We start from the raw sequence: 23,222 nt of genomic DNA, 5'->3' as shown, positions 1-23,222 counted from the left end.
CGAGTTTTTGCGCGTCCTGTTCTTGTTGGCGGCATGAACACGAACACCGAACAAAATCGCAAACTCGCCGAAACGCTCAGGTCATTGTCTCTTGAGCCTTCGTTCCAAACGGTGGAGCCGCCGGTCAAGAAGAGCTGGCGGCTTGTCCTCTCAAGTGCCATGCTCGCCCTTGGCGTCAGCGCGATCGCGGTCGCTTTCTTCTGGCCGGATATTGCACCTCGTATCAAAGCGGCACTGCAATCGTCGCCGGAAATCACGCCGCCGCCGGGCATGGCGCAAATCGACGACAAACCAAGTGTTTCATCCATCCAAGCGGCTTCCGGTATTGGTTCGCCCATCCCTTCCGCCAATTCGCCCAAACCGGCATCAGCGCCCGAGATAACCGGGTCCGGTTTCGTCGTCGCACCGCGCATCGTGACGGTCTTTTCCAAATATGAGGGAGAGATCGCATCGGTTGGCGTCAGTATCGGCGATCGCGTCGAAGCCGGGCAGGTCATCGTTAAAATCGATGACGTCAGCGCTGATTTCTCACGGGAGCAAGCCAAGGCTGACAGCGATGCCACCAAGCTTGTCCTTGACGGAAAGATCCTGGCGCTCAAGCAGGCCGACAGCTCGCTGCAACGCAATGCGACGCTCTCTGCAAAGAGCGCTGTCTCGATCCAGTCCGTCGAGGAGGCGCAAACAGCCAGAGATACGGCGCTGAATGCGGTCGATCAGGCACGTCAAAGTTATACCAGGGCCCAACTCGGCGTGAAGATCGCGCAAGAGCATGTTGATGCGTTGACCGTCAGAGCCCCGATCTCGGGCACGGTGACGCGGCTCGACGCCCGTGTCGGCAGCCGGGTACTGGCCCGTGTGGACAGTATCAAGGAAAACGAAAGCCTGCTGACGATTACCGATACCAGGAGCCTGGTGATCGAAGCCGACGTGGCCGAGACCAATATCGGCGAGCTTCGACCTGGCCTTCGCGGCGAGGCTGTCCTCGACGGCTTCCCGGACAAGCCTTTCGCGATCGAGATCCTGCAGCTATGGCCGGTCGCCTCGGCGGAGAAAGGCACGATCACGCTGCGCCTTGCGCTCGTCAATCCACCCGACGGTACCATGCCGAACATGGCCGCCCGCATTCGTATTTCGACCGTTCCAGCACAACAGCCAGGAGACACTCCTCGATGACCGCCTCTACAAGCAAAGAGCCATACATCGTGCTCAACAGCGTCAAGAAGGGATACAAGATAGGGACCGAGACCGTACCGATCTTTTCCAATCTCGACCTGCAGATCGCCCGCGGCGAGTTTGTCGCGATCATGGGGCCTTCCGGATCCGGAAAATCGACGCTGCTCAACATGCTATCGGGTATAGACAAGCCGGATCAGGGTCGCCTGCGCATTGGGGTCAGCAACCTTGACCAGATGGGAGAGACGGCTCGCTCCTCCTGGCGTGCCCACAACATGGGCATCGTCTTCCAGTTCTATAACCTCCTGCCGATGCTGAACGCGGCCGAAAACATCGAGCTGCCACTTCTACTGAAGCCGCTTTCGTCGAGGGAGCGCCAGGCCCGCGTTGACAAGGTTCTGGATCTCGTAGGTCTTTCGGGTCGCCAGAAGCAGTATCCAAAGCTGATGTCGGGCGGCCAGCAGCAGCGCGTCGGCATCGCTCGGGCGATCGTCGCGGATCCGGCATTGCTGCTGTGTGACGAGCCCACGGGCGACCTCGACCGCCGGTCGGCGGACGAGGTGCTGGAAATGCTGCGTTTTCTGAACCGCGAGCTCGGCAAGACCATCATCATGGTGACCCACGACCCGCAGGCTGCAAGCTATGCCAGCCGAACGCTTCATCTCGACAAAGGTGAATTCGTCGAAGAGCGGAGGGCGGACGCATGACGTTCCTCGATCTCGTGCGAAAGAGCGCGTGGCGAAAGCCGCTGCGCACAATATTGCTGATGGTCAGTGTCGCCACGGCCTTTCTCATCTACGGCCTGACGGCGAGCTTCATCGACGGTAGCCAGGGCTCGTCAGCAGCCAGCGAGGACATTCTTGGGGTCATGAGTGCGGCCGGCCGCGCCCAGCCGCTACCAATTTCCTACCTGAACCGGATCGGTACCGAAACGGGCGTGACCGCCGTCGGCTATATGTCGCGCCTTCGCGGCTTTGCGACGGTCGAAAAGAACATCATTCCCGTGAGTGCCGCCGAACCTGCACGGCTCTTCAGCTCGAACGGCAAGGAGCTCGGGCTGACGTCGGATTTGATGAGCGCACTCAGCAAGGACCGCAGTACCGTCCTCGTCGGCCGGGCGCTTGCCGACGCGCAAGGCTGGGTCGTCGGCCAGAAGATCGTCGTCACCAGCTTCGATACGACAAAGCAGGATGGCAGCCGCGACTGGTCTTTTGAAATCGCCGGCATCTTCAACGGCGAAAACGCCTCCACCGACACCTATTTCGTCGTCGCTCAATACGACTATGTCAATGCGCTCAGAGCCCGCAACAAGGACACGGTCGATGCCTTCATCGTTAGACCTCAGTCAGGTGTTCAGACAGGAGAACTTGCCTCAAGGATAGATCAGCTGTTTGCCAATTCGGCGGCGCCGACACAGACCAGGTCGGAAAAACAGTTCCTCGAGACCTTCCTGCGGCAATACGCCGATATCGGATTGATCGTCAACATGGTGGTCGGGGCGGCATTTATCACGCTGCTCATGATCGTCGGCAATACCATGGTCTTTGCAGTTCGAGAGCGCACCTTCGAGATCGGCATGCTGAAAACCTTGGGCTTTTCCGGCTCCTGGATCATGGCGCTGATCCTTGGCGAAACATTCTTCATATTCGTGGTCGGCGGCATCATCGGCCTCATGTTTGCACTGCTTGCAACGGTCATCGCGGGACCTGCGATCGGCCTCGTCTTTTCCAATGCGATTCTTGCAAAAGCCCTGGCGATGGTCACCCTGTTGGCGCTTGTGACCGGTGCCCTTCCGGCGCTCAACGCGCTCAGGATCCCGATAATCTCCGCATTCAGAACGAGGTAGATTCATGTCCTCCAATGCCAAGCAAGCATTCGTCATGATCAGGGCAAACCTGTTCAGCCTGCCGCGACGCATCTCCATCTCCGCCTCGATGGTTCTTTCCGTGGCGCTCGTCGTCTGCGTTCTCGCAGGCTTCCTGGCCATGGCAAGAGGTTTTGAGACGGCCCTGCAAAGTGCCGGCTCCAGTTCCGTTGTGGTCGTTCTAGGCGGCGGCACCAACCAGGAGGTCGGCTCCGATGTTCCGGCCTCCGTCATTCGCACCCTGGGTGCAACGACCGATGACATCGGCGTGACCCGAGACGTCAGCGGCATGCCGATCTTCTCGCGCGAAATCGTCGTTGCCGTCGACGCCAAATCGAACGGGTCGGACGCGGGCCGGACCTTGGCCCTTCGTGGCATGGATCAGTCCGGTCCCTCTATCCGTGACCATATTGCCTTGTCGACCGGCCGTCTGTTCATACGCGGCTCGCGCGAGATTGTCGTTGGGAACAGACTCGCGCAACAGCTCGGAATATCGATCGGCAGCATCGTGCGGCTCGGCTCGGTCGACTGGACGGTGGTCGGCCTGTTCTCGGCGCGAGGCAGCGCCTTCGAGTCCGAGATCTGGGCAGATCTGGACGCGGTTCGATCGGCCTTCGACCGGCAGGGGCAGATCGAGAGCCTACGCTTGCGTCTTGCCAATCCCGCCTCATTGCCACGGCTTCAGGCCAAGCTCGACACAATAAGGACGACCCCGCTGCGCGCCGTTGTCGAGGCCGATCTCTATGCGGCGCAATCGGCCCGCACGGCCAGCCTCATCCGGCTGTTCGGCTGGCCGCTCGCGCTGTTGATGGCAGTCGGGGCGACGGCCGGTGCGCTCAACACAATGATGAACTCCGTGTCGGACCGTACCGTCGAGATCGCCACGGTCCGGGCACTCGGCTTCAGCCGAATATCCGCGTTTCTCGGCACATGGGTGGAGGCCATCGTGCTTGCCGCACTTGGCGTTGCGTTCGGACTGCTGGCATCCTGGCTGGCCTTCAACGGCTGGCAGGCAAGCACGGTCGGTGCCAACGGTGCGCGCATGGCGTTCCAGCTTTCAGTAACCGGCGACGTCATGGCGACGGCCGGTCTGCTCGGACTTGCAATCGGCATTATAGGCGGCGCAGTGCCGGCGATCGTCGCCAGCCGGCTTCCCTTGACCGCCGCGCTTCGGTCGAGCGGATAAGCTCTCGAGCTCGACGGTCGTCGCGCAATACCATCCACGTCCCAGCAGGGGCTCTGACCCGCGCAGCAGCCAGAGCCCTTATCATCGCCCGACGTGATCGACGCCCAATCGCAATCCCGGAGCGCACGAGATACCAGACAATGCCGTCAGCCTCGGTCGAAAGGCGGCACCCCGATAAAGCTTTTTGCAGGTCGCCGGTTCGATTAGGTTCAAGAGCTGGCAGCCTCCGATTTGAGTGGAGGTGACAAGCTCAGTCCGCTTTCGGCGGCGGACAGCGCTCCCATTTCTGCTAAGCGCTCAAGTCTCATGTTCCGTGGCATTTTCTCTCAGAGCTTCTCCCAGAGCCAGAAACGACGCCTTGATCCAGCCAGCGAAAGCGCGAACAGCCATCGATGGCAGCGTAGTCTTCGGTAAAAGCAGGTGAAAAGCGTGACGGACGATTGGCTGTGCGTCGACTGGCTGGACGAGGTTACCGTTGGATAGAAATTTCTCGATCAACGGTGGGCCGATCAGAGCGAATCCCTGGCCGTCAAGAGCTGCCTGAACAAGACTTGTGTACGAGTTGAGCGTGATGCCTGCGCGGGCCTTCGCCATGTCGAGGCCTTGTGCGCGAAACCAGGACGACCAGCGTGTCTGTTCATCGTATGGACCTTCCAAATGCAAGAGGGGCTGTTTCAGGAGATCCGACGGCTGGAAACGTGTGCCTTCGGGTAGAAATGTGCTTGTGCATGTCGGAGCAATCGCCTGCCTCGCGAGAAAGGTTGCGTCCGCTCCATCAAAGGGCGGGACGCCATAGCGAATGGCCACATCGATATTGTCCTCGAACCCAAGATTTCCGTCGGAAACGATGAAACGAAGCTCGATGTCGGGATGCAGGGTCCGAAATTCGCCGAGTCTTGGCGACAGCCAGTATGTCATGAAGCCGGGCGTGGTTCCGACATTGACAACATTGCTTTCCGCACGTTTGCTGATCTCGGTGGTCGCCCGCAGGGCTCGTTCCAAAGCGTCGGAAATTGCAAGGTGATAGCGTTCGCCCTCTCGCGTTAGCTTCACCGACCGCTGCAGGCGCTGAAACAGAATTATCCCGAGGAATTTCTCAAGCGCCTGGATTTGCTGACTGACGGCGACACGCGACACGTTGAGTTCGCTTGCTGCCCTCGTAAAGCTGAGATGACGCCCGGCAGCCTCGAAAGTGATCAAAAGATTCGGTGGTGGCAACTTGTAACGAAGTCTTTGCATAAAGCTGAGGTTACGCATGACGTAGGAATTAAGCAACTTGTTATCTCCTAGTCACTCCGTAATCTCTCCCCTGGAAAGCAAGAGAACGACTGAGAACCGATCGCGTACATGCCCGAATACTTTGCGCGGGCGGTCATCGGCAAAAGCCAATGGGGAACAAAAAATGAAATCATTTCTTGCAGTTGTGGGTTTGGTCGGCGCGGGCCTTTTCGCGAGCATCTCTTCCGCTAGCGCCGCCTGCGGAACGGTGACGATAACGGAAATGAACTGGTCATCCGCTGCAGTCGTCACGGCGGTATCGAGCTTCCTGATGGAACAGGGCTACGGCTGCACGGTGAAGAAGGTTCCGACCTCGACGGTGCCTGCGCTCACCTCGCTTGCCGAGACGGGTCAGCCGGACATCCTGACCGAAGTCTGGCCGGGTGTCGCCGATGTTTACTACAAGCTGGAAAAAGAAGGAAAGATCGTCAAGGTCGCCAACGTTCTATCCGATGGCGGTGTCGATGCATGGTGGATCCCGGAATATTTAGCGGAACAACATCCCGAATTGAAGACGATCGACGGTATTCTTGCGAATCCGAAGCTGGTCGGCGGCCGTTTCAACAATTGCCCTGTCGGTACTGGTTGCCGCACCTCAAGTGACAATCTGGCTAAGGCCTTCGAGCTCGAAAAACACGGCATCCAGGTTTTCAACCACGGATCGCTCGAGACGCTCGCCGCGTCGATCGCATCGGCGTACGAGGCCAAGGCACCTTGGTTCGGCTATTACTGGGCACCGACCAGCGTGCTCGGAAAATACAAGATGGTCGCAGTCGACATGGGGCCAGTCGATGCCGAGAAGGCCAAGTGCAACGCCACGGCCGATTGCGCGACCCCGAGCAAGACTGGTTGGCCGAAGGCGACCGTCCTGACTACGATGGCCAAGCCGTTCTATGACAAGAACCCGGAACTGGTGGCGCTGATGAGCAAGGTCACCTTCAGCAACGAGGTCATGAACGGACTTCTCTCATGGCAGGAAGAGAACAAGGCCTCGGCCGACGAGACGGCCGTTCACTTCCTGACGACCTACAAGGACGTCTGGCCAAACTGGCTGTCCGACGACGCCAAAACCAAAATCGCCGCCATTATCAAGTAAGGCGCGTCGCGGGCCTGCCGGCACCCAGGTGCCCGGAGGGCCGCTTGTCGCATCGGGCCGGCCTAAAGACGTGCCCGGTTCCGGATGATGCTCCTTACGGAGGTGGACCATGGCGTTCTACGCTGGACTTTTTGATGGGCTGGGGCTTCGCAACTGGTGCAATGCCGGCGCGGGCAGCGGTCCAATGAGCATGGCGGAACTGCTCAAGCGAGCCAAGGAGGCCAACGATACGTCCGGCCCATCGCTCATGGACGCACCGTTTCCGTCCCTCGATGCCCTACATGATGCCTGTCAGGCGATACCGCGCACGCGTGACCTGACGTCAGGTATCGAGAGCACTTTTCTGTATCTGCGCGTCGGCTTGAAGACGGTGCTAGATCCGCTGACGCAGCCGCTGTCATGGCTTCTTGATTTCTCGCTGCACGTCGTGGACGTCGTTCCCTGGTGGGTTCTGGTTATCGCGCTCTTGGTGATCGTCTATCTCGCATCACGCTCCTGGGCCATCCTTGGTCTCGTGACGGCCAGCCTCCTGACGCTGGGTTTCGTGGACCACCTGCATTACGCTTTGCAGACGATGGTGATCGTGTTCGCCTGTACGCTCATCTGTATCGTTATCGGCATTCCCCTGGGAGTCATGATGTCGAAGAGCAAGCGCATGGAGCGGTTTTCGCTGCCAATCCTCGACATGCTCCAGACGCTTCCATCCTTTGTCTACTTGATCCCGCTGATCTTCCTGTTCTCGGTCACCGAGTCGAAGCTCTACGGGATCGCGATCATTCTTTACGCCGTCGTGCCGGTGATCCGGCTGACCAACCTCGGCGTCCGGATGGTCGACGGCAATGTCGGCGAGGCGGCTGACGCATTCGGTCTCGATCCGTGGCAGAAGCTGATAAAGGTCGAGCTGCCACTCGCGCTTCCAAGCATCATGGCCGGCGTCAATCAGACGATCATGATGTCGCTGTCCATGGTTGTGATTGCGTCGCTCGTGTCTGCGCCTGGTCTCGGCGTTCTCGTGCTGCGGGGCATCAACAATCTCGAACTCGGTGTCGGCCTCGTCGCGGGTTTCGGCATTGTCCTCTTGGCCATCAATTTCGATCGCGTCAGCAAGGCGTCCATGTCGCGCGTAAACTCCACTCTCCAACATCGAGGGGGAGGCCATTGACCGACCAACCGAAGATATCGATCCGTAACCTCTACAAGATATTCGGCTCCGAGCCGCAGGAGATGGTGCCGCATGTTCGGGCCGGTATGGGAAAGGCGGAGCTGCTTGACAAGCACGGCCACGTTCTCGGCCTGCGGGACATCAATGTCGACATGAAACGCGGTGAGATCACCGTTATCATGGGTTTGTCCGGGTCGGGAAAATCGACGCTGATCCGCCACATCAACGGGCTGATCAAACCAACCGCCGGTGAGATCTTGCTCGACGGCACCGATGTAGCGGGGCTGACGGGCGCCCCATTACGCGAACTTCGTCGATTCCGTATGTCCATGGTTTTCCAGAACTTCGCGCTGATGCCGCACATGCGGGTGCAGCAGAATGTCGAAATGGCGCAGCGCGCTCGCGGCGATAGCGAGGGTGACGCACGGAAAAACGCCCTGAAATGGCTGGAGCGGCTGGGCCTCAAGGGCTTCGAGAATTACTATCCGCAACAACTGTCCGGCGGCATGCAGCAGCGCGTCGGCATCGCCCGCGCGCTGGCTTCGAATTCGGACGTCATGCTGATGGACGAGGCCTTCTCGGCACTCGATCCGCTCATCCGGACGGACATGCAGAACCTTCTGCTCGAGCTGCAGGAAGAACTCGACAAAACGATCGTCTTCATCACGCACGATCTCGATGAATCCCTGAAGATTGCCGATCATCTGGTAATCCTGAAGGACGGCGTCATCGTGCAACAGGGAGAGCCGCAGAAGATTATCCTCAGTCCGGCAGATGCCTACATCGAGAAATTCGTTAACGACATCAATCTGGCGCGCGTAATGCGCGCTGAATCGATCATGACGCCCGGGGTCGTGACGAACACCCATGTAGACGGACAGGTCGATGCCGAGGACAATCTCGAACACCTGATCGCCCTGTCGCAAGGCGATGTCGCCAGATCCTTCGTGGTCTTGAAGAATGGCGTCCCGGCGGGGGTGGTCAAAATGGCCGATGCCTTCAAGGCGCTGGTGCCGCGCATGGCGCGCGAGGCGCGATCCGGCGAGCCGCCTCGCGACGATCAGCAACAGCAGGAGCATGCTCTTTGAAATATCTCGATCACTTCTATATCGACGGCCGCTTCGTCACGACGGACGACCGGGCACGACGCGACGTCATCAACCCCGCGACGGAAGAGGTTGCCGGAACGATCGCGATGGGGACGGCGGAAGACGTCGATCTTGCGGTGAAAGCGGCGCGCCGTGCCTTTGCAACCTACAGCCAGTCGTCCCGCGAGGAACGGCTGACGCTGTTTCGTCGGGTGCTGTCGATCTTCGACGAACGCGCCGAGGAACTGGCGCAGCTGACGACGCTCGAGATGGGTGCGCCGATCACCTTTGCGCGGGAGGCTCAAATCGCCGGCTCGCGCGCGCATATAGCCGATGCGATCCGGATCCTCGAATATTACGAATTCGAACGTATGGCCGGACCGACCTTGCTGTCGCTGGAGCCCGTCGGTGTCTGTGCGCTGATCACGCCGTGGAATTTTCCGGTACTCCAGATCGTCACCAAAGTCATGCCGGCGCTTGCGACCGGCTGTGCGGTGGTGCTGAAGCCGAGCGAATACGCGCCGATCAGTCCGATGCTGTTTGCCGAAATCCTGCACGATGCCGGCTTTCCGCCCGGCGTCTTTAATCTGATCAACGGCGACGGACCGACTGTTGGCGGGGCCATGTCGAGCCATCACGGTGTCGACATGGTTTCCTTCACGGGCTCGACACGCGCCGGTGTCCAGGTGGCCAAGAGTGCCGCCGATACGGTCAAACGTGTTCATCAGGAACTCGGCGGCAACTCTGCGAACATTCTTGTCGACGACGTTGATCTCGAGAGCGTGGTGACGAAGGGCGTCCTAGGCGCCTATCGCAATGCCGGCCAGTCCTGCACGGCGCCGACGCGTATGCTCGTGCCGCGTCACCTGCAGGAGAAGGCGATTGAATATGCCCGACAGGCTGCGCGGTCCGTCGTGCTAGGCGACGTCACGGACGATCGTGTCATGCTCGGCCCGGTCATGAACGAGCGCCAATACGAGCGGGTGAAGTCGCTGATCGACAGGACGATTGCGGAAGGTGCGACCGTTGTTGCCGGAGGCAGCGAGCGGCCCTCGTCGCTGAGCCGGGGGTATTTCGTGCAGCCGACTGTCTTTGCGGATGTCACACCGGACATGACGGCAGCACGCGAAGAGATGTTCGGACCCGTCGTCAGCCTCATTCCTTATGACAGCGTCGAAGAGGCAATCGCAATCACCAACGACACCCCGTATGGGTTGGCGGCCTATCTCCAGTGCGCGGACCTGTCCAAGGCGAAGGCGATTGCCAGGCAGTTGCGCGCCGGCCAGGTGACGATCAACTATCCTGCCTGGGACGCCTCCGCGCCCTTCGGCGGCTTCAAGCAGTCCGGAAATGGTCGTGAGTGTGGCGAAGCGGGATTCGAAGCCTTCGTGGAGTTGAAGGCCATCGGCGGTCTTCTGGCATGAATTGAAAACCCCCTTACCGCACCGGATGCGGTGAGGGGGCATGGTGTCACCCGCATAGCCGTAATTTTGGTCATGGAGCCAAGCGGCGATCACGGCTGCAGGTCTGCCTTGTTGCCTCAAAGCCTCAGGGCGCCTCGGCAAGGTTCTGCAGTTGCGCACTGCGGGGTTTCTTTACCCTCATCTTATTCGGTGACACGCCATAGTGCTCGCGATAGCATCTCGTGAAATGCGAGCTTGAGACAAAGCCGCATGCAACCGCTACATCGATGACGGCCATGCCGGATTGCAGGATCATCAGGCGAGCTCGATCGAGGCGCAGCTCCAGGTAAAATCGGGATGGCGATGTCGCCAATTCTTTGGCGAACATACGTTCCATCTGGCGGCGAGACAGCTTGATATGGCGGGCAACGGCTTCGATGCTCGCCTGCTCGGCCATTGCGTCCTCCATGAATTCGACAGCTGAGAGCAGAAGCGGATTGAGATTGCCGAGCGTCCGCACGAGACTGCGTTGCCGCTCGGACGGTGGACGGATGCGGTCGAAGATCGCCTGCTCGCAAACCGCCAGCGACGTCCGCCTTCCGAATTCGTGCTCTATGAAATGCAGCATGAGATCGAAGGATGCGGCTCCCCCCGCACATGTATAGATGTTGGAATCACATTCGATCAGGTTTGTTACGGCAATCGCGGTTGGAAACTTTTCCTTAAAAACAGGCAGGTTTTCCCAATGAATCGTACAGCGCTTGCCGGCGAGCAGTCCAGCGTGGGCAAGCAGGTAGGCACCCGTGCAAATGCCTGCGATCGTGGTGCCGGCGTTGCGTGCCCACCTGAGCCAAGCTGCGGCCGATCTGTCCACCGCGCGTTCGACGTGCCACCCGGAGCAAACCACGACCATGTCGGCCTTAGCGGCATGTGGATTTGCCTTCTCCCCGGCGATGGAGCCGTCCGGCGTAATGGTGAGGCCGCAGCTCGCCTTCACAGGTAGCCCATCGCCGGACACGACCCGCCATCGGTAGGCCTCCGCTCCCCGAACGGCGTTTGCCAGGCGCAATGCTTCGATAGCGGATGTGAAAGCCAGCATCGTGAAGTCAGGCACGATATAGAAAACGACGGTCTTCGTGAACGGAATGCTCATTCGTATCTCAACTTCGTTTTCTGATCCTTCAAGCAGCGGCGCGCGCAGCCCGATCCTGCAGGATGAGGTCGGCGCCCTTTTCGCCGATCGCCATGCTGATCGCGTTCAGATTGCAGCTCGGTATCTGCGGAATGATCGAGGAATCCACGACGCGCAGCCCTTCGACGCCAATGACTTTAAGGTCGGGAGTGACGACCGCCGCGGGGTCTATCCCCATCTTGCAGGTACCGCACGGATGGTAGCTGCCACTTGCGTTCTCGCGCATGTAGGCGATCCACTCGTCATCCGTCTGGACATCCTTGCCGGGCTTCATCTCGCCGGTAATATAAGGGGCGAACGCCTTCGATTGCAGCGCCGCCCGCGCAATCCGGCCACCGGCCATCAGGGTTTCGATGTCGTAAGGATCACTCAGGAGGTTCAACTGGATCTTAGGCTGTTCGTTCGGGTCGGCCGAGCGCAGCTCCAGATAGCCACGGCTGCGCGAATTGTTGACATTCGGCTGTAGATTGATCGCCGCCTCCTTCTGCATCTCGATTCCCTCGTCGGTGTAATTCGCGGAGAACGCACCGAAGTGATACTGGATGTCAGGATATTCGAGCTCGGGACGGGTGCGGATCAGCCCCATGCCCGTATAGGTGTAGGTGGCGTAGCCAGAGCGGTCGAACAGGAACTGCGCGCCATATTTCAGGATACCGAGGAGGTTGAACTCCTGGTTCGGCGTCTTGATGTTCACATAGGCCTTCACCTGCGTGCTGGCATGTTCCTGAAGGTTGCGTCCAACGCCGGGGCTATCCTGCAAGACCGGGATGCCATGCGCCTTGAGCTGCTCGGCCGGGCCGATGCCGGAGAGCATGAGCAGCTTCGGGGAGTTGATGGCGCTTGCAGAGATGATGATTTCGCCGCAGCAGCGCTCGATGCGTTGCTTACCGTTGACCTGGAACTCCACGCCAGATGCCCGCCGGCCCTCGAACATGACTTTTCGCACCAATGCGCCGGTGATGATCGTCAGGTTCGGTCGGGACTTGATCGGGTCGAGGTATCCTCGCGCGGCGCTGAACCGGATCCCCATGTGTTGGGTCACGTGGCTGACGGCAACGCCTTCGGTCGGTTCCGCGTTGTAGGCCGGATTGTGGGGATAGCCGAGTTCCTTCATCGCCTCGATGAAGACATGCGCGAGCTTCGGCGGCTTGCGCACGGCGCTGACGACGATCGGGCCGTTCTTGCCGTAGATATCGGTCACGCCGTCGCGATTGTCCTCCACCTTTTTGAAGTAAGGGAGAACGTCGTCATAGGACCAGCCGCGGTTGCCGAGTTGGGCCCAATGGTCGTAGTCGCCACGATTGCCGCGCACATAGAACATGGCATTGATCGAACTGGAACCGCCAAGGACCTCGCCGCGCGGCACCATGTCCCGGCGGTTGTTGCGCGTCGGGTCCGGTTCGGCCATGAACTTCCAGTTGGTGCGCTTGTCGGCCATCGCCTTGAACGCAAGCGACGGCATCATGATGTTGAATTTCTTATCGCTTCCGCCGGCTTCGAGAATCAGCACCTTGATCGAGGGATCGGCGCTTAGCCGATTGGCAAGAACGCAACCTGCCGATCCGGCGCCGATGACGATATAGTCCCAGTTCATTGAAGGCTCCGATTACTGCATCGTCTTGTTTTGATCGATCAACTTCGACAGTGCCCGGATCGTGCTCTTGAGATCAGCTTCGGGAATACCGGCAATCTGCGCCTGCTGGAAGTCCTGCCAGCGCCTCTTGATTGCCTCCCGGACCTTCCTTCCTTCGGGCGTAAGCGACAGCTGTCCCTGATTGTTCACCAGCAGCGAGCGCCTAACCAGCTCGGTTATCGCGTCCTCGGTATCCCGTTGGCCAAGATAGGTGGCCGCGGCCAGTTGATCGGACTTCAGGCCCTTCGCGTCGTAAAGGCAGGCCAGAACGCGAGCGACGGAGATATCGACGCCTTCGGCACGGCGGTGCTCGTCGAACACGGAAGAAAGTAGGTTGTGAGCCTCGAATATCTGCGAGACGATGGTGCCTTCGGACGTCGTATCCGACACGGCGCCGCTTGCCTCCGGGGTGGGGGACGTCTCGGGGTGGGATTCCGGGACGCTATACTGCCCTTGGGAGAAGAGGAGTGGCATTCCTTCGAAACGGCGTGCCCGCTTGACAAGCCCGATGATGATGACGTGGTCTCCACCTTCAACTAGCGTGTTTGTCTCGCATTCCAGATGCGCCAGGCATCCGTCGATCAGTGGCGAACCGTACTTTCCCAGTGTCCACGCGCTGTCGGCGAACTTGTCTTCGAGCTTGCTGGAGAAGTGGCGAGAGACGTCCATCTGCCGTGACGACAGGATGTTGACCGCAAAGTATCCACCGCCGGTGAAGATCGAAAAGCTGCGGGAGGTTCGCGCGATCGACCACAAGATTAGCGGTGGATCGAGCGATACCGATGAGAACGAGTTGACCGTGACGGCGGCGCGGCGGCCCTCGGTCTCGGTGGTTATGATGGCGATGCCTGTTCCGTATTGACCGAGGCATCTTCGGAACATGCGATCGTCCTCCACCGGGTCGCCCTCTTCGACCGGCTGTTTGAGATCTGGAAGTGCGGCGTCTGGTGTGGCTATGCCGTGCATGTCTCAGACTCCTTCGATGTCAGCTTGCTATCAGCTTGTCGTTGCCGGCCGAGATCTGCTCGTAGCGGCTTGCCGGAACGGGAAGACCCAGGTTGTCGCGAAGAGTCCTGCCTTCGTACTCCTCGCGGAAGAGGCCGCGCTTGCGCAGCTCCGGCAGCACCAGTTCCGCGAAATCGTCGATGCCCTGTGGCAAGTGCGTCGGCGTGATGTTGAAGCCGTCGGCGGCACCCGCTTCGAACCAGCTCTGCATTTCGTCGGCAACGTCCTTGGCCGTGCCGACGACCGTCTTGTGTTCCTGCGCCATGCCGAGCTTCTTGTAGAGCTGGCGGATCGTCAGGTTCTGCTTCTGGGCCAGATCGTAGTACATCTGCGCGCTGCTCTTGAGGCCGACCTTTTCGAGATCGGGCTTCGGAACGGGGCCGTCGAGCGGCAAGTGTGAGAGATCGCCGAAGGAACGATACAGGAGTTGTAGGCCGACAACCGGATCGATCAGCGATTCCAGCTCCTCGTATTTCTCTTGCGCTTCTTCACGCGTGCGGCCGACGATCGGAGTGAGCCCTAGCATCATCAGAAGGTCGCTGCGCTTGCGTCCGTATCCTTCGAGACGATCCTTGACGGAGCCGTAGTAGTCCTGGGCGGATCTCAGATCGTTCTTGGCCATGAAAACCATGTCGCAATGCTGTGCGGCGATCTGTTGGCCAGGTTCGGAGACGCCAGCCTGGACCAGGATAGGCCGACCCTGCGGCGACCGGCGGACGCTGAGCGGACCGCGTACGGAAAAGTGCTTTCCGACGTGATCGAGCACATGCATTTTTCTGTCGTCGAAAAAGACCCCTGTTTCCTTATCGATGATGAACGCGTCCTCGTCCCAGCTATCCCAGAGACCCGTGACGACATCGACGAATTCCGCGGCACGCTCATAGCGCGTATCATAATCGAGCTGCTTGCTCATCGAGAAGTTCCACGCTTCCTGGTCCGACCAGGAGGTCACGACGTTCCAGGCGGCGCGTCCGCCGCTTATCTGGTCCAACGAGCCGTACTTGCGGGCGATATGGAAAGGCTCGTTGTAGGTGGTCGAGGCAGTGGCGACGAGGCCGATATTTTGCGTAAGCGCAGCTAACGCTGAAAGCAGTGTCAGCGGCTCCAGCTCGACGTTATGATGGGAGCGGCAAAGCGACCCTTTCGGCTTGTCGTCCAGTCGAACTCCGATGCCGTCCGCCAAGAAGAGCATGTCGAATTTCGCGCGCTCGGCCGTCTGGGCGACGCCGAGAAAGGACTTGAGCATTGAGTTCCCGCCCTTGATGGTGTCCCGGTGCCTCCAGGCTCCGACATGGTAGCCCATGTATCGCATGGAGAGCCCCAGTTTCATCTGCTTCTTGGTCATGTCGGCACCCCGTTGTCGATGTGAAGCTTTACGGTGCACGACGCAATATGAGCGCTGACGGCACAAAGAATTGGCTTCTATGTGCGCAGCCTCCAATTTTATAAAACCATTGTAAATGTCGAAAAATCTGCCGCGAACGGTAAGCTCTGCTTACGGCAGAGTCAAAACTGCAGAGCGTCTGTCTAACGCGACAAAGTTTGCTTTTGGCGGTGTGCTCAAGGGATGAACGCGACACACTATTCCTTGGCTAAGGATACGCCGTTCAACATTCTCTATCCTCGGCGGAGCTTTCCGGCACTTGAGGCACGGCGGCGCATTTTACTAGTTCACCTATATGAGCAAGTGTCCTGTCCCCCGTCAGCTCTTGATCATCTCGATCTGAGCGCAACGTCGGTTGACCGTATTTTTCGAAATCTCCCCCCAGCCGCGGTCTATCGGATCACCGCTGGTCGGCAGAGCTTGCTCGTTGGCGGACGTTGCAACTGGATTGACGTGTTCGGTCACTGCTGAAGGCCCTGGAGGCCATTAGTCTTTTCTGGCGTCCGGCGACAACAAGCAGCATCGGACTTACCCCAGGCCGGTGCAAATCGGCCGGTACTGTACTCGCAAGAGAGATGGCAAGCCGGAGCGAGGCTTCTCGTCTCTCTGCGCGGATGCACCAACATCGATTTATTCAAGAGGTTTTCATCTATGAACGTGTCAAAGGTCTCAAGGCGATCAGCCATATTCCTAGCAGTGGCAACAATCGGACTGGCTGCGGTACCGGCGGCTTATGCACAGCAGGCTTCGCCGGCCGACGCCATCGTCGGCACATGGCAGGCTGACGACGGAAGCGTGAAGCTCGATATGTTCAAGGCCGGAACGGAATTCCGAGCGCGACTGCTTTATGGCAATCAACTGATGGAGGCCGATAACGTCACCTTCAAGAAGGACGGCAAAAACCCGGATCCGGCCCTGCGCTCCCGCTCGATGAAGAATGTCGTCTTCATCACCGGCCTCCATTGGAACGATGGCAGTTGGACTGGTGGTTCGCTTTACGACGGCTCCTCTGGCCGTACCTATAACTGCCAGATCACCATGCAAGGCGGCAAAATGAATCTCCGCGGCTATATCGGCATATCCGCTCTCGGACAGACACGAGCTTTCCACCGCGTTGGCGCCTAGCTCCGCGATTGCGGGCATGAGTTCGGCCGACGGGTTTCCAGCATAAGTAGCGCCCCCGCACATGCTGGGAACTCGCCGGTTCGGCGTCGGGCGGATGCCGCATGAGGCGGCATCCGCCCGATTTGTTGAGTACAGCCGACCTGCGTTCCCAGGATGCGACGGAACCGTTACTGGCTTGTCTCCCCGACTACGAACGACGCGGCTCCTTCGAACGGTATTTTTCTTGGCGCCATCAAGGTCCTCATTGGCGCAATATGCAACTGTGATGGCATGTTCCGTCAATGACCTTATGCTGGCGGGGCCTTATCTGTAATCTCACAAACAGAGAGGCAAACATGATCGACAATCGCAAGAAAACAGCACTCGTGACCGGTGCATCCTCCGGTATGGGCAAGGAAATCGCCAAGCGTCTCATCGCCGACGGCTTCAGGGTCTACGTGGCGGCTCGCAGCGTCGACAAGATGCGTGATCTGGAGAAGATTGGCGCGCGCAGCCTGCAGATGGATATTTCCGCCGACAATGAGATTCAGGCTGCCGTTAACACAATCCTGACGGAAAGCGGCGGCGTCGATGTTCTGGTCAACAACGCCGGCTTCGGACTTTACGGGCCGGTCGAGGACATTCCGCTCGATGAGGCCAGATACCAGTTCGAGGTCAACGTTTTCGGTCCCGCTCGCCTGACCCAGCTTTTGCTGCCTGCCATGCGCCAGAGAGGCTCCGGCACCATCGTCAACATTACGTCGATGGGCGGCAAGATCTACACCCTGCTCGGCGCCTGGTATCATGCCACCAAGCATGCGCTCGAAGGCTGGTCAGACAGCCTGCGGTTGGAGCTGGCACCCTTCGGCATCAATGTCGTGATCGTTGAGCCGGGCCTGATCGAGACCGGATTCGGCGATGTGGTCGCCGACGGCCTCATCAAGCGCTCGGCCGCGAGTGCCTACGCCAAGGTCTCGCAGGCCGTCGCCAAGACGACCAGGGAAGCCTATGGGCATGGCCGTGGTACGAATCCGAAGGTCATTGCCGATGTCGTGTCGACGGCGGTGGCAGCCAAAAGACCGCGCACGCGCTATGTTGCCGGCAAATACGCCAAGCCGATGATCGCCATTCGCAAATGGTTTGGCGACCGCATGTTCGATCGTATCATCATGAGCCAGATGCGATAGAGTTTCGAGCAACGGAACCCAGCATCCCTTTATGAGCGTTCCCAAGAGGCTAATCCGGATGACGGCAATACCGGCGGATAAATGCAAGGTTCCCCAGGCGTTCTGGCGTGCGGTCGAAAGGATCGGCTTGCCGCCGTCCGCGGTCCTGCGTCAGGCTCGGCTTCCCGCCACGCTGCACCTTAGCGACAATGGCATGGTGACGACGGCGCAGTACTTTGCCACATTCCGGGCGCTTGAGGAGCTTGTGCCGGAGCCTGCATTGGGGCTTCGGCTGGTCCGCGAAGCCGATACCGCCGTTCATCCGCCGTCGACGCTTGCGGCCTTTCATGCCAGGGACTATCGCGATGGTCTCTACCGCGTCGCGCGCTTCAAGCGGCTCTGCACCCCCGAGCAGTTGAGTTTCAGCGAAGAGAAAGGCGAAGTCTCGATCACGAGCGACTGGATTTACGCCAACGAGCCGGAGCCGGCTATCGCCACGGATGTCGCCTTTGCTTTCCTGGTTGAACTTGGACGTCGAGGAACCAACCAGCCGATTACACCTGTCCGGGTCGAATTCATGCGTGCGGGGCCGAAGAGCGATCTCTATCAAGCTTTCTTCGGATGCACGATCAAATACGGTGCTCCCCGGAATACGCTTGTTCTGAAATCCTCCGATCTCGACCGGCCATTTCCCGGGCACAACCCCGAGCTCCTGGAGATCCTGACGCCCGCGCTTGCCGCGGCCATGGGTGAATTGCAGGCCCGCAGCTCCATCGGCGACCAGGTCAAGGTCGTGCTGAAGCGAAGCTTGGCAAGCGGTCGCCCGGAGCTGTCGCAGGTCGCCCAGGACCTCAACATGAGCGAACGAACGCTTCAGCGCCGCATCACTGATGAGGGAAAGACGTTCCGCGAGTTGCTGTCGGAAGCCCGCCAAGACCTCGGACGCCAGCTTCTGTCCAATCCGACCACCGACATCGACGAGGTCGCATGTTTGCTGGGCTATCAGGATCGTAGCTCCTTCTATCGTGCGTTTCGCGACTGGGAAGGGCTGACGCCGCTGCAATGGCGCGAATTGAACGGGCGGGACGCGCCCGTGATCCCTTCATTGCATTGATGCCGATCGGAGTGGACGCGCTCCGTTCTTGGCGCCGAACCACGAAACCAATTTCCAGTATCGAAGCACAGGAATCCTTTGGCGCCTGTCGCAATCCGATTGGCGCCGTTGGCGACTGCGCCGGCACGCCCTTGCCGGTACCAAAAGGTGCCGGGGCATCCGAAGCAAGCAATCAATTCAAGGAGATTAGAATGTCTGGCAAAGTCTGGTTGATCACCGGCGCCTCACGAGGGTTCGGTCGTATCTGGGCGGAAGCTGCCCTCAACCGCGGTGACAAGGTCGCAGCGACGGCACGCTCGCTCGAAAGTGTCGCCGATCTCTCCGTTCGGTATGGCGGTGCGGTTCTGCCGCTCGCCCTTGATGTCACGGATGCCGATCAAGTTCGTGGTGTCGTGGAGCGCGCACATGGCCATTTCGGCAGACTGGATGTCATCCTGAACAATGCCGGCTACGCGCTGGTCGGTGCAGTCGAGGAAACAGCGGAAACCGACATCAAGGCGGAATTTGAAACCAACTTCTTCGGCACGCTACGCGTGATCCAAGCCGCTCTGCCGCTGCTACGCAAGCAGGGCAACGGCCATATCATCGGCGTTTCCAGTGTCGCCGGCCTGGTCGCAAGCCCGATCATCGGGTTCTATCACGCCTCCAAATGGGCGTTCGAGGCGATGCACGAAAGTCTTGCACAAGAAGTCGCCGGCTTTGGCATCAAGGTCACGATGCTGGAGCCCGGCGCCTATGCGACCGGCTTCTCCAGCCAAACGTCTCTGAAAATCTCGGCAGGTCTTGATGCCTACGCGGATCTCAGGGCCAGCATCTTCGCCCATGCGGCCAACATCGCTTTTGGCGATCCCGAGGCAACGGTGGATGCCGTTCTGCAGATCGTCGACATGGAGACACCACCGCTCAGATTGTTCCTTGGCACCGAAGGGCTTCCTGTCGTGCGCTCTGCCTACGTCGCGCGTCTTGCAACCTGGGACGCATGGGAAAGCGTCTCGAATGCAGCTCAGGGTCAGCCGAAGAGGCGGGAATTCGCTTCTCTCTGAATGCCGCGAGTTTTCGGATACCTTCTTTGTCCGCGTCTCAGACGCAATCCTGGCGGCGACTTGAAATAGGTCGCTGCCAGGAGGCTTTTAAACCTTGCGGGCGGGCCAGTAATAGAGTGCTGCACCGCCCCGCAGCCCTGGTCCTTCGCGCGATGCTTCGATCTGCCGGTCGCGAAACCAGAATGTCAACGAAACCACTGGTGTTCCGTCCTTGAGCGTTTTGTCGAGGAAGCTGCTGACCTTTGGCATCGGCTCGATCATGAGATAACACGTCACGGCATCGGCATCACTTATATCCCGGTCGAAGAAACTCCCCCAGCGGATGGTCACGTTTTCGAAGCGGCGCATCCTCAGCTTGGAGAACAAGTATGGCACGGGCGAAATCTCGATCCCGCGGATCTCTGCATCCGGAAAGGCGCGGGCAAGTGCGATGACCACGGAGCCCCAACCGCTTCCGAGCTCGTAGATGATCGCGCCCTTCGGCAAATTCGCATTCCGCAGCAATTCGATGACATCGGCAATCTCAGCCGAGCTGGAGGGTACTGGTGGAACACCCGTCAGACCGTGAAAGAGCAGAATTGAAAGACACAGCGATAATGCAATGATGATCGGAACGAGTGAAGTAAGATCTGACATTGTTGCGCGACAACCTGGTTCCATTTTCTTTGCAGCGGTCAACTATCGCAGCTGGCCATCGAGAATACGGAGTCAATCGCACAAGAATGGCCGGTGAGCATGGGTTTCAGCTGCCAAGATGATGGTCGGTCGCGCCAAACGTTTCAAACAGGATCGCAATTCTAGTGCCCGCCACAGGTTCTGAAGAGCTTTATGAGGTCCATGGACGGATCGCCGCCATTGGTATTCGGTCTTGAAATCCTTTTGGCAAAGAGGATGGTCACTGAAATCGTTAGCGGAAAATCGCCCCTAATTTATAGGCTAAAACTAACGATCACATGACGTTTTTCGGTTTGAAATGGCAAAGTGACGGGTGGCGTGACAAATCTTGCCTTCGGCGATCGCCCGTGCCCTACAATGCCCTCGGCCCAGCAGAGCCGCTTGGGCTAGACGCGTTGTGCCCAAGCTTGATACCCGTCGTTATTCCATAAGCCAGCAGGTTCTTACCTCGCCGTTTGGCTCTTCTCCAGGCTTGCCGTGAGCCCATGCTTGGCCGAAAAAATCCTGTTTGAACGTGGGAGAGGCAGCCATTCATGCCCCGTTCAGCCATCCGGTTTCAGGATGACGACAATGACGGAGGTTCGCTATGAAAATCTTTAAAAGTCTGCTTGCGTCGCTTCTGGGTGTTGGCCTGTTGATTGGTGCCGGTGCTGCATCAGCAGCACCGATGATGAACATGACGAAGCCTGAGATTCAATCATCCGTTCAGACGGTCCGCTATCATCACCGTCGCCATTGGCACGGCCCCCGACATCACCGGCCTCGCCACTGGGGATCGCATCGGAGCTACCGGAGTCATTATTGGCGCGGCCATCATCGCGGTTGGTACAAGCATCGTCACCACCACCATTACCGTTACTACCGCTACTGATCGGAACCTGCTGTTTGGTGTGGTGACTTGATCAAGTTTTCCGCTGGGCGTTGACCCGCCTGGAAATTCGAACCCTCGACCTTTTCAAGGCGCCGGATTCGTTCACGCGGGTCAGCGAAAAATCAAAATCAGGGTCAAAATCTTGCTAAACTCAACGGACGTCCACAACTAGGCCGCCGCCGACATCGCCAGGGAACGTTCGCGAAATGAATCGACCGTTCCACCGTCTCGCTTCCGACCGGCTCTCGTTTGCTGTGGTGTGCAACCCATGAACTCCCGGTAGACCTTCGCGACGTGAGAATGGCTGACGAAACCTGCCGCTATCCCCACATCTATGAGCGGAAACAGGGAATTCTCCAGAAGCGTGTGTGCGCTCTATCCGTAGCTGGCGGTAGCTCACACGTTGGATTCCCACCAAGAGCGCTAAAGGGAATCTTCGTGAAGGCTCGAAACTCGCCATGGACTTCGTCAATCTCGATGAAATCGCGGCGGTCCGCATCAGGTAGGTATTGCCGCTAGTTATCAATCAAAACCAATAGCTTAACGCTCAGAAAGCAACGGGGAGGCTGTTCGTATCCCTTCAAGAGCCCGACGTGCATAGCGCCGCCCTACGCTTTGCCCTTTCATTTTTCCCGGAGGCATCTCAATCAAGATAAACATGCTAAACCAACTAAGTTTCCTATGAACCTTCGCCGATCGAGAGGAAACGTCTGTCTAAGGTCATGACCTTTCAAGTTCGGCGATTGTGCTCACTCGAAAACGAGCTGAACCTTTAGCGTCCGCTCCGGATGCTGTTCTACGAGGTCGAAAGCGGCGCGCGCATCCCTGGCGTCGAAACTCTGGGTGATCATTGCCTCTGGCCGAAGTACACCCGATTCCAGCCAAGTCACAACCTCGGGAATGAAACGGCGGTTGAGGCGTGAGCCGACCAGCGTCAGTTCCTTGCGAACGATTTCCTGCTGGCTGATGTTGCAGGGTGCCGGCGAAAAGCCGAGCAAGCCGATGCGGCCCGCCGGAGCTGCGATGCGGCACGCTTCTTCCAGCAGGCTCGGAATGCCAGCGCCGTCGATGACGACCGAGGGGCCGAGACCGTCGAGTTCCGGCGCCACGACTTCGGCAACGGACTGTTCACGCGAATGGATGACGACGTCGGCGCCGAATTCTTTCGCGCGCTCCAGACGGTCGCCGTCGATATCGGCGATGATGCAGCGGGCGCCACGCATCTTGGCGACCTGCAGCACGGTGATGCCGACCGTTCCGGCGCCATAGATCAGGACGACGTCGTCCTTGGTGCACTCCGTCCGCCACAAGACGTTTGCCGCGACGGCAAGCGGTTCTGCGAGCGCTGCAACATCGAGTCCCAGCTTTGGGGATACCTTAACGGCGTTGGCCTCGGGGACTACCGCAACGGAGCGGAAGCCGCCATCACGGTGGACGCCGATCACCTGGAGCTTTGCGCAGACGTTCGAACGGCCGGTGCGGCAGGGATGGCAGGTGCCGCAGGAGATCACCGGATCGGCGACGACGTGGTCGCCGACCGCGAGCGAGGAGACACCGGCGCCGAGCGCCTCGACGACGCCTGCGAATTCGTGGCCTATCACGCGGGGATAGGTCACGAAGGGGTTTGAGCCGTGCAGGATGTGCATGTCCGAGCCGCAAATGCCGGCGCGCTTTACGTGGATGGCCACTTCACGGGGGCCTGGTTGCGGTGCCTGCCTGTCGTCGACGACGAGGCTATGCGGTTCGCGAACGGAAATCGTCACCATGGTCTTTGTCCTCTTGCAA

General features: G+C 59.1%; 20 protein-coding genes. 13 read left to right on the top strand and 7 right to left on the bottom strand.

Going from position 1 to position 23,222, the window contains the following annotated elements; genetic code table 11:
* The first annotated feature begins 33 nt into the window (after positions 1-33).
* From ABOK31_RS30045 to ABOK31_RS30030, 4 genes are read left to right on the top strand one after another with little or no spacing between them, the layout of a single operon-like run.
* Positions 34-1,173, top strand: a complete 1,140-nt coding sequence (locus ABOK31_RS30045; protein WP_349962625.1) for an efflux RND transporter periplasmic adaptor subunit — start codon at positions 34-36, stop codon at positions 1,171-1,173.
* Positions 1,170-1,880: an ABC transporter ATP-binding protein gene (locus tag ABOK31_RS30040; RefSeq protein ID WP_349962624.1), complete on the top strand. Its 711-nt coding sequence runs from the start codon at positions 1,170-1,172 to the stop codon at positions 1,878-1,880. The genes ABOK31_RS30045 and ABOK31_RS30040 overlap by 4 nt, the downstream gene beginning before the upstream one ends.
* Positions 1,877-3,019: an ABC transporter permease gene (locus tag ABOK31_RS30035; protein ID WP_349962622.1), complete on the top strand. Its 1,143-nt coding sequence runs from the start codon at positions 1,877-1,879 to the stop codon at positions 3,017-3,019. The genes ABOK31_RS30040 and ABOK31_RS30035 overlap by 4 nt, the downstream gene beginning before the upstream one ends.
* 4 nt (positions 3,020-3,023) lie before the next feature.
* Positions 3,024-4,223 carry an ABC transporter permease gene (locus ABOK31_RS30030; RefSeq protein WP_349962621.1) on the top strand — a complete coding sequence of 400 codons (1,200 nt, stop codon included), beginning with the start codon at positions 3,024-3,026 and terminating at the stop codon, positions 4,221-4,223.
* A 297-nt stretch (positions 4,224-4,520) separates the two neighbouring features.
* On the opposite strand, the gene ABOK31_RS30025 is transcribed toward ABOK31_RS30030, so the two are convergent.
* Positions 4,521-5,498, bottom strand: coding sequence for a LysR substrate-binding domain-containing protein (locus ABOK31_RS30025; protein WP_349962620.1), 978 nt, complete (start codon positions 5,496-5,498; stop codon positions 4,521-4,523).
* A 226-nt stretch (positions 5,499-5,724) separates the two neighbouring features.
* Between ABOK31_RS30025 and ABOK31_RS30020 the strand changes: the two genes are divergently transcribed.
* From ABOK31_RS30020 to ABOK31_RS30005, 4 genes are all read left to right on the top strand, one after another.
* Positions 5,725-6,597 (top strand): ABC transporter substrate-binding protein, encoded by an 873-nt coding sequence (locus tag ABOK31_RS30020; RefSeq protein WP_350019317.1) that lies wholly within the window; start codon positions 5,725-5,727, stop codon positions 6,595-6,597.
* 109 nt (positions 6,598-6,706) lie between these two features.
* Entirely contained in the window at positions 6,707-7,759 is a 1,053-nt protein-coding gene (locus tag ABOK31_RS30015; protein ID WP_174172596.1) for an ABC transporter permease subunit, read from the top strand.
* Positions 7,756-8,847, top strand: coding sequence for an ATP-binding cassette domain-containing protein (locus tag ABOK31_RS30010; protein WP_349962617.1), 1,092 nt, complete (start codon positions 7,756-7,758; stop codon positions 8,845-8,847). Before ABOK31_RS30015 ends, ABOK31_RS30010 begins: the two co-directional genes overlap by 4 nt.
* Positions 8,844-10,271, top strand: a complete 1,428-nt coding sequence (locus ABOK31_RS30005) for an aldehyde dehydrogenase family protein (protein ID WP_349962616.1) — start codon at positions 8,844-8,846, stop codon at positions 10,269-10,271. Before ABOK31_RS30010 ends, ABOK31_RS30005 begins: the two co-directional genes overlap by 4 nt.
* Positions 10,272-10,395: 124 nt before the next feature.
* Here ABOK31_RS30005 and ABOK31_RS30000 read toward each other — a convergent pair whose 3' ends face one another.
* The 4 genes from ABOK31_RS30000 to ABOK31_RS29985 are packed head-to-tail and all read right to left on the bottom strand — an operon-like array spanning position 10,396 to position 15,425.
* Positions 10,396-11,403 carry a GlxA family transcriptional regulator gene (locus tag ABOK31_RS30000; RefSeq protein ID WP_349962615.1) on the bottom strand — a complete coding sequence of 336 codons (1,008 nt, stop codon included), beginning with the start codon at positions 11,401-11,403 and terminating at the stop codon, positions 10,396-10,398.
* 28 nt (positions 11,404-11,431) lie between these two features.
* A complete protein-coding gene (locus ABOK31_RS29995; RefSeq protein WP_349962613.1) occupies positions 11,432-13,036 on the bottom strand; it encodes a GMC family oxidoreductase N-terminal domain-containing protein in 1,605 nt (534 codons plus the stop codon).
* Positions 13,037-13,048: 12 nt separating this feature from the next.
* Positions 13,049-14,041 carry a flavin reductase gene (locus ABOK31_RS29990; RefSeq protein ID WP_349962611.1) on the bottom strand — a complete coding sequence of 331 codons (993 nt, stop codon included), beginning with the start codon at positions 14,039-14,041 and terminating at the stop codon, positions 13,049-13,051.
* A 19-nt stretch (positions 14,042-14,060) separates the two neighbouring features.
* A complete protein-coding gene (locus tag ABOK31_RS29985; RefSeq protein WP_349962610.1) occupies positions 14,061-15,425 on the bottom strand; it encodes an LLM class flavin-dependent oxidoreductase in 1,365 nt (454 codons plus the stop codon).
* A gap of 690 nt (positions 15,426-16,115) precedes the next feature.
* Between ABOK31_RS29985 and ABOK31_RS29980 the strand changes: the two genes are divergently transcribed.
* The 4 genes from ABOK31_RS29980 to ABOK31_RS29965 all read left to right on the top strand — a co-directional run bounded on the left by ABOK31_RS29980 (position 16,116) and on the right by ABOK31_RS29965 (position 19,891).
* Positions 16,116-16,589 carry a DUF2147 domain-containing protein gene (locus ABOK31_RS29980; RefSeq protein WP_349962608.1) on the top strand — a complete coding sequence of 158 codons (474 nt, stop codon included), beginning with the start codon at positions 16,116-16,118 and terminating at the stop codon, positions 16,587-16,589.
* A 335-nt stretch (positions 16,590-16,924) separates the two neighbouring features.
* A complete protein-coding gene (locus ABOK31_RS29975) occupies positions 16,925-17,755 on the top strand; it encodes an oxidoreductase (RefSeq protein WP_349962606.1) in 831 nt (276 codons plus the stop codon).
* Between the two features lie 58 nt (positions 17,756-17,813).
* Positions 17,814-18,848, top strand: coding sequence for an AraC family transcriptional regulator ligand-binding domain-containing protein (locus ABOK31_RS29970; RefSeq protein ID WP_349962604.1), 1,035 nt, complete (start codon positions 17,814-17,816; stop codon positions 18,846-18,848).
* Positions 18,849-19,039: 191 nt separating this feature from the next.
* Positions 19,040-19,891 (top strand): SDR family NAD(P)-dependent oxidoreductase, encoded by an 852-nt coding sequence (locus ABOK31_RS29965; RefSeq protein ID WP_349962602.1) that lies wholly within the window; start codon positions 19,040-19,042, stop codon positions 19,889-19,891.
* Positions 19,892-19,978: 87 nt separating this feature from the next.
* On the opposite strand, the gene ABOK31_RS29960 is transcribed toward ABOK31_RS29965, so the two are convergent.
* Positions 19,979-20,527, bottom strand: a complete 549-nt coding sequence (locus ABOK31_RS29960; RefSeq protein ID WP_349962601.1) for a class I SAM-dependent methyltransferase — start codon at positions 20,525-20,527, stop codon at positions 19,979-19,981.
* Between the two features lie 625 nt (positions 20,528-21,152).
* Here ABOK31_RS29960 and ABOK31_RS29955 point away from each other — a divergent pair.
* Positions 21,153-21,437 (top strand): hypothetical protein, encoded by a 285-nt coding sequence (locus ABOK31_RS29955; protein WP_349962599.1) that lies wholly within the window; start codon positions 21,153-21,155, stop codon positions 21,435-21,437.
* A gap of 749 nt (positions 21,438-22,186) precedes the next feature.
* Here ABOK31_RS29955 and ABOK31_RS29950 read toward each other — a convergent pair.
* Positions 22,187-23,203 carry a Zn-dependent oxidoreductase gene (locus tag ABOK31_RS29950; RefSeq protein WP_349962597.1) on the bottom strand — a complete coding sequence of 339 codons (1,017 nt, stop codon included), beginning with the start codon at positions 23,201-23,203 and terminating at the stop codon, positions 22,187-22,189.
* Positions 23,204-23,222 lie beyond the last annotated feature (19 nt).

Origin of the sequence: Rhizobium sp. ZPR4 (assembly GCF_040215725.1) — a bacterium.
GTDB classification, from domain to species: Bacteria; Pseudomonadota; Alphaproteobacteria; order Rhizobiales; family Rhizobiaceae; genus Rhizobium; species Rhizobium rhizogenes_D.
Note: the sequence above shows the minus strand (reverse complement) of the source record. Positions and strands in the feature narration are given on the sequence as shown.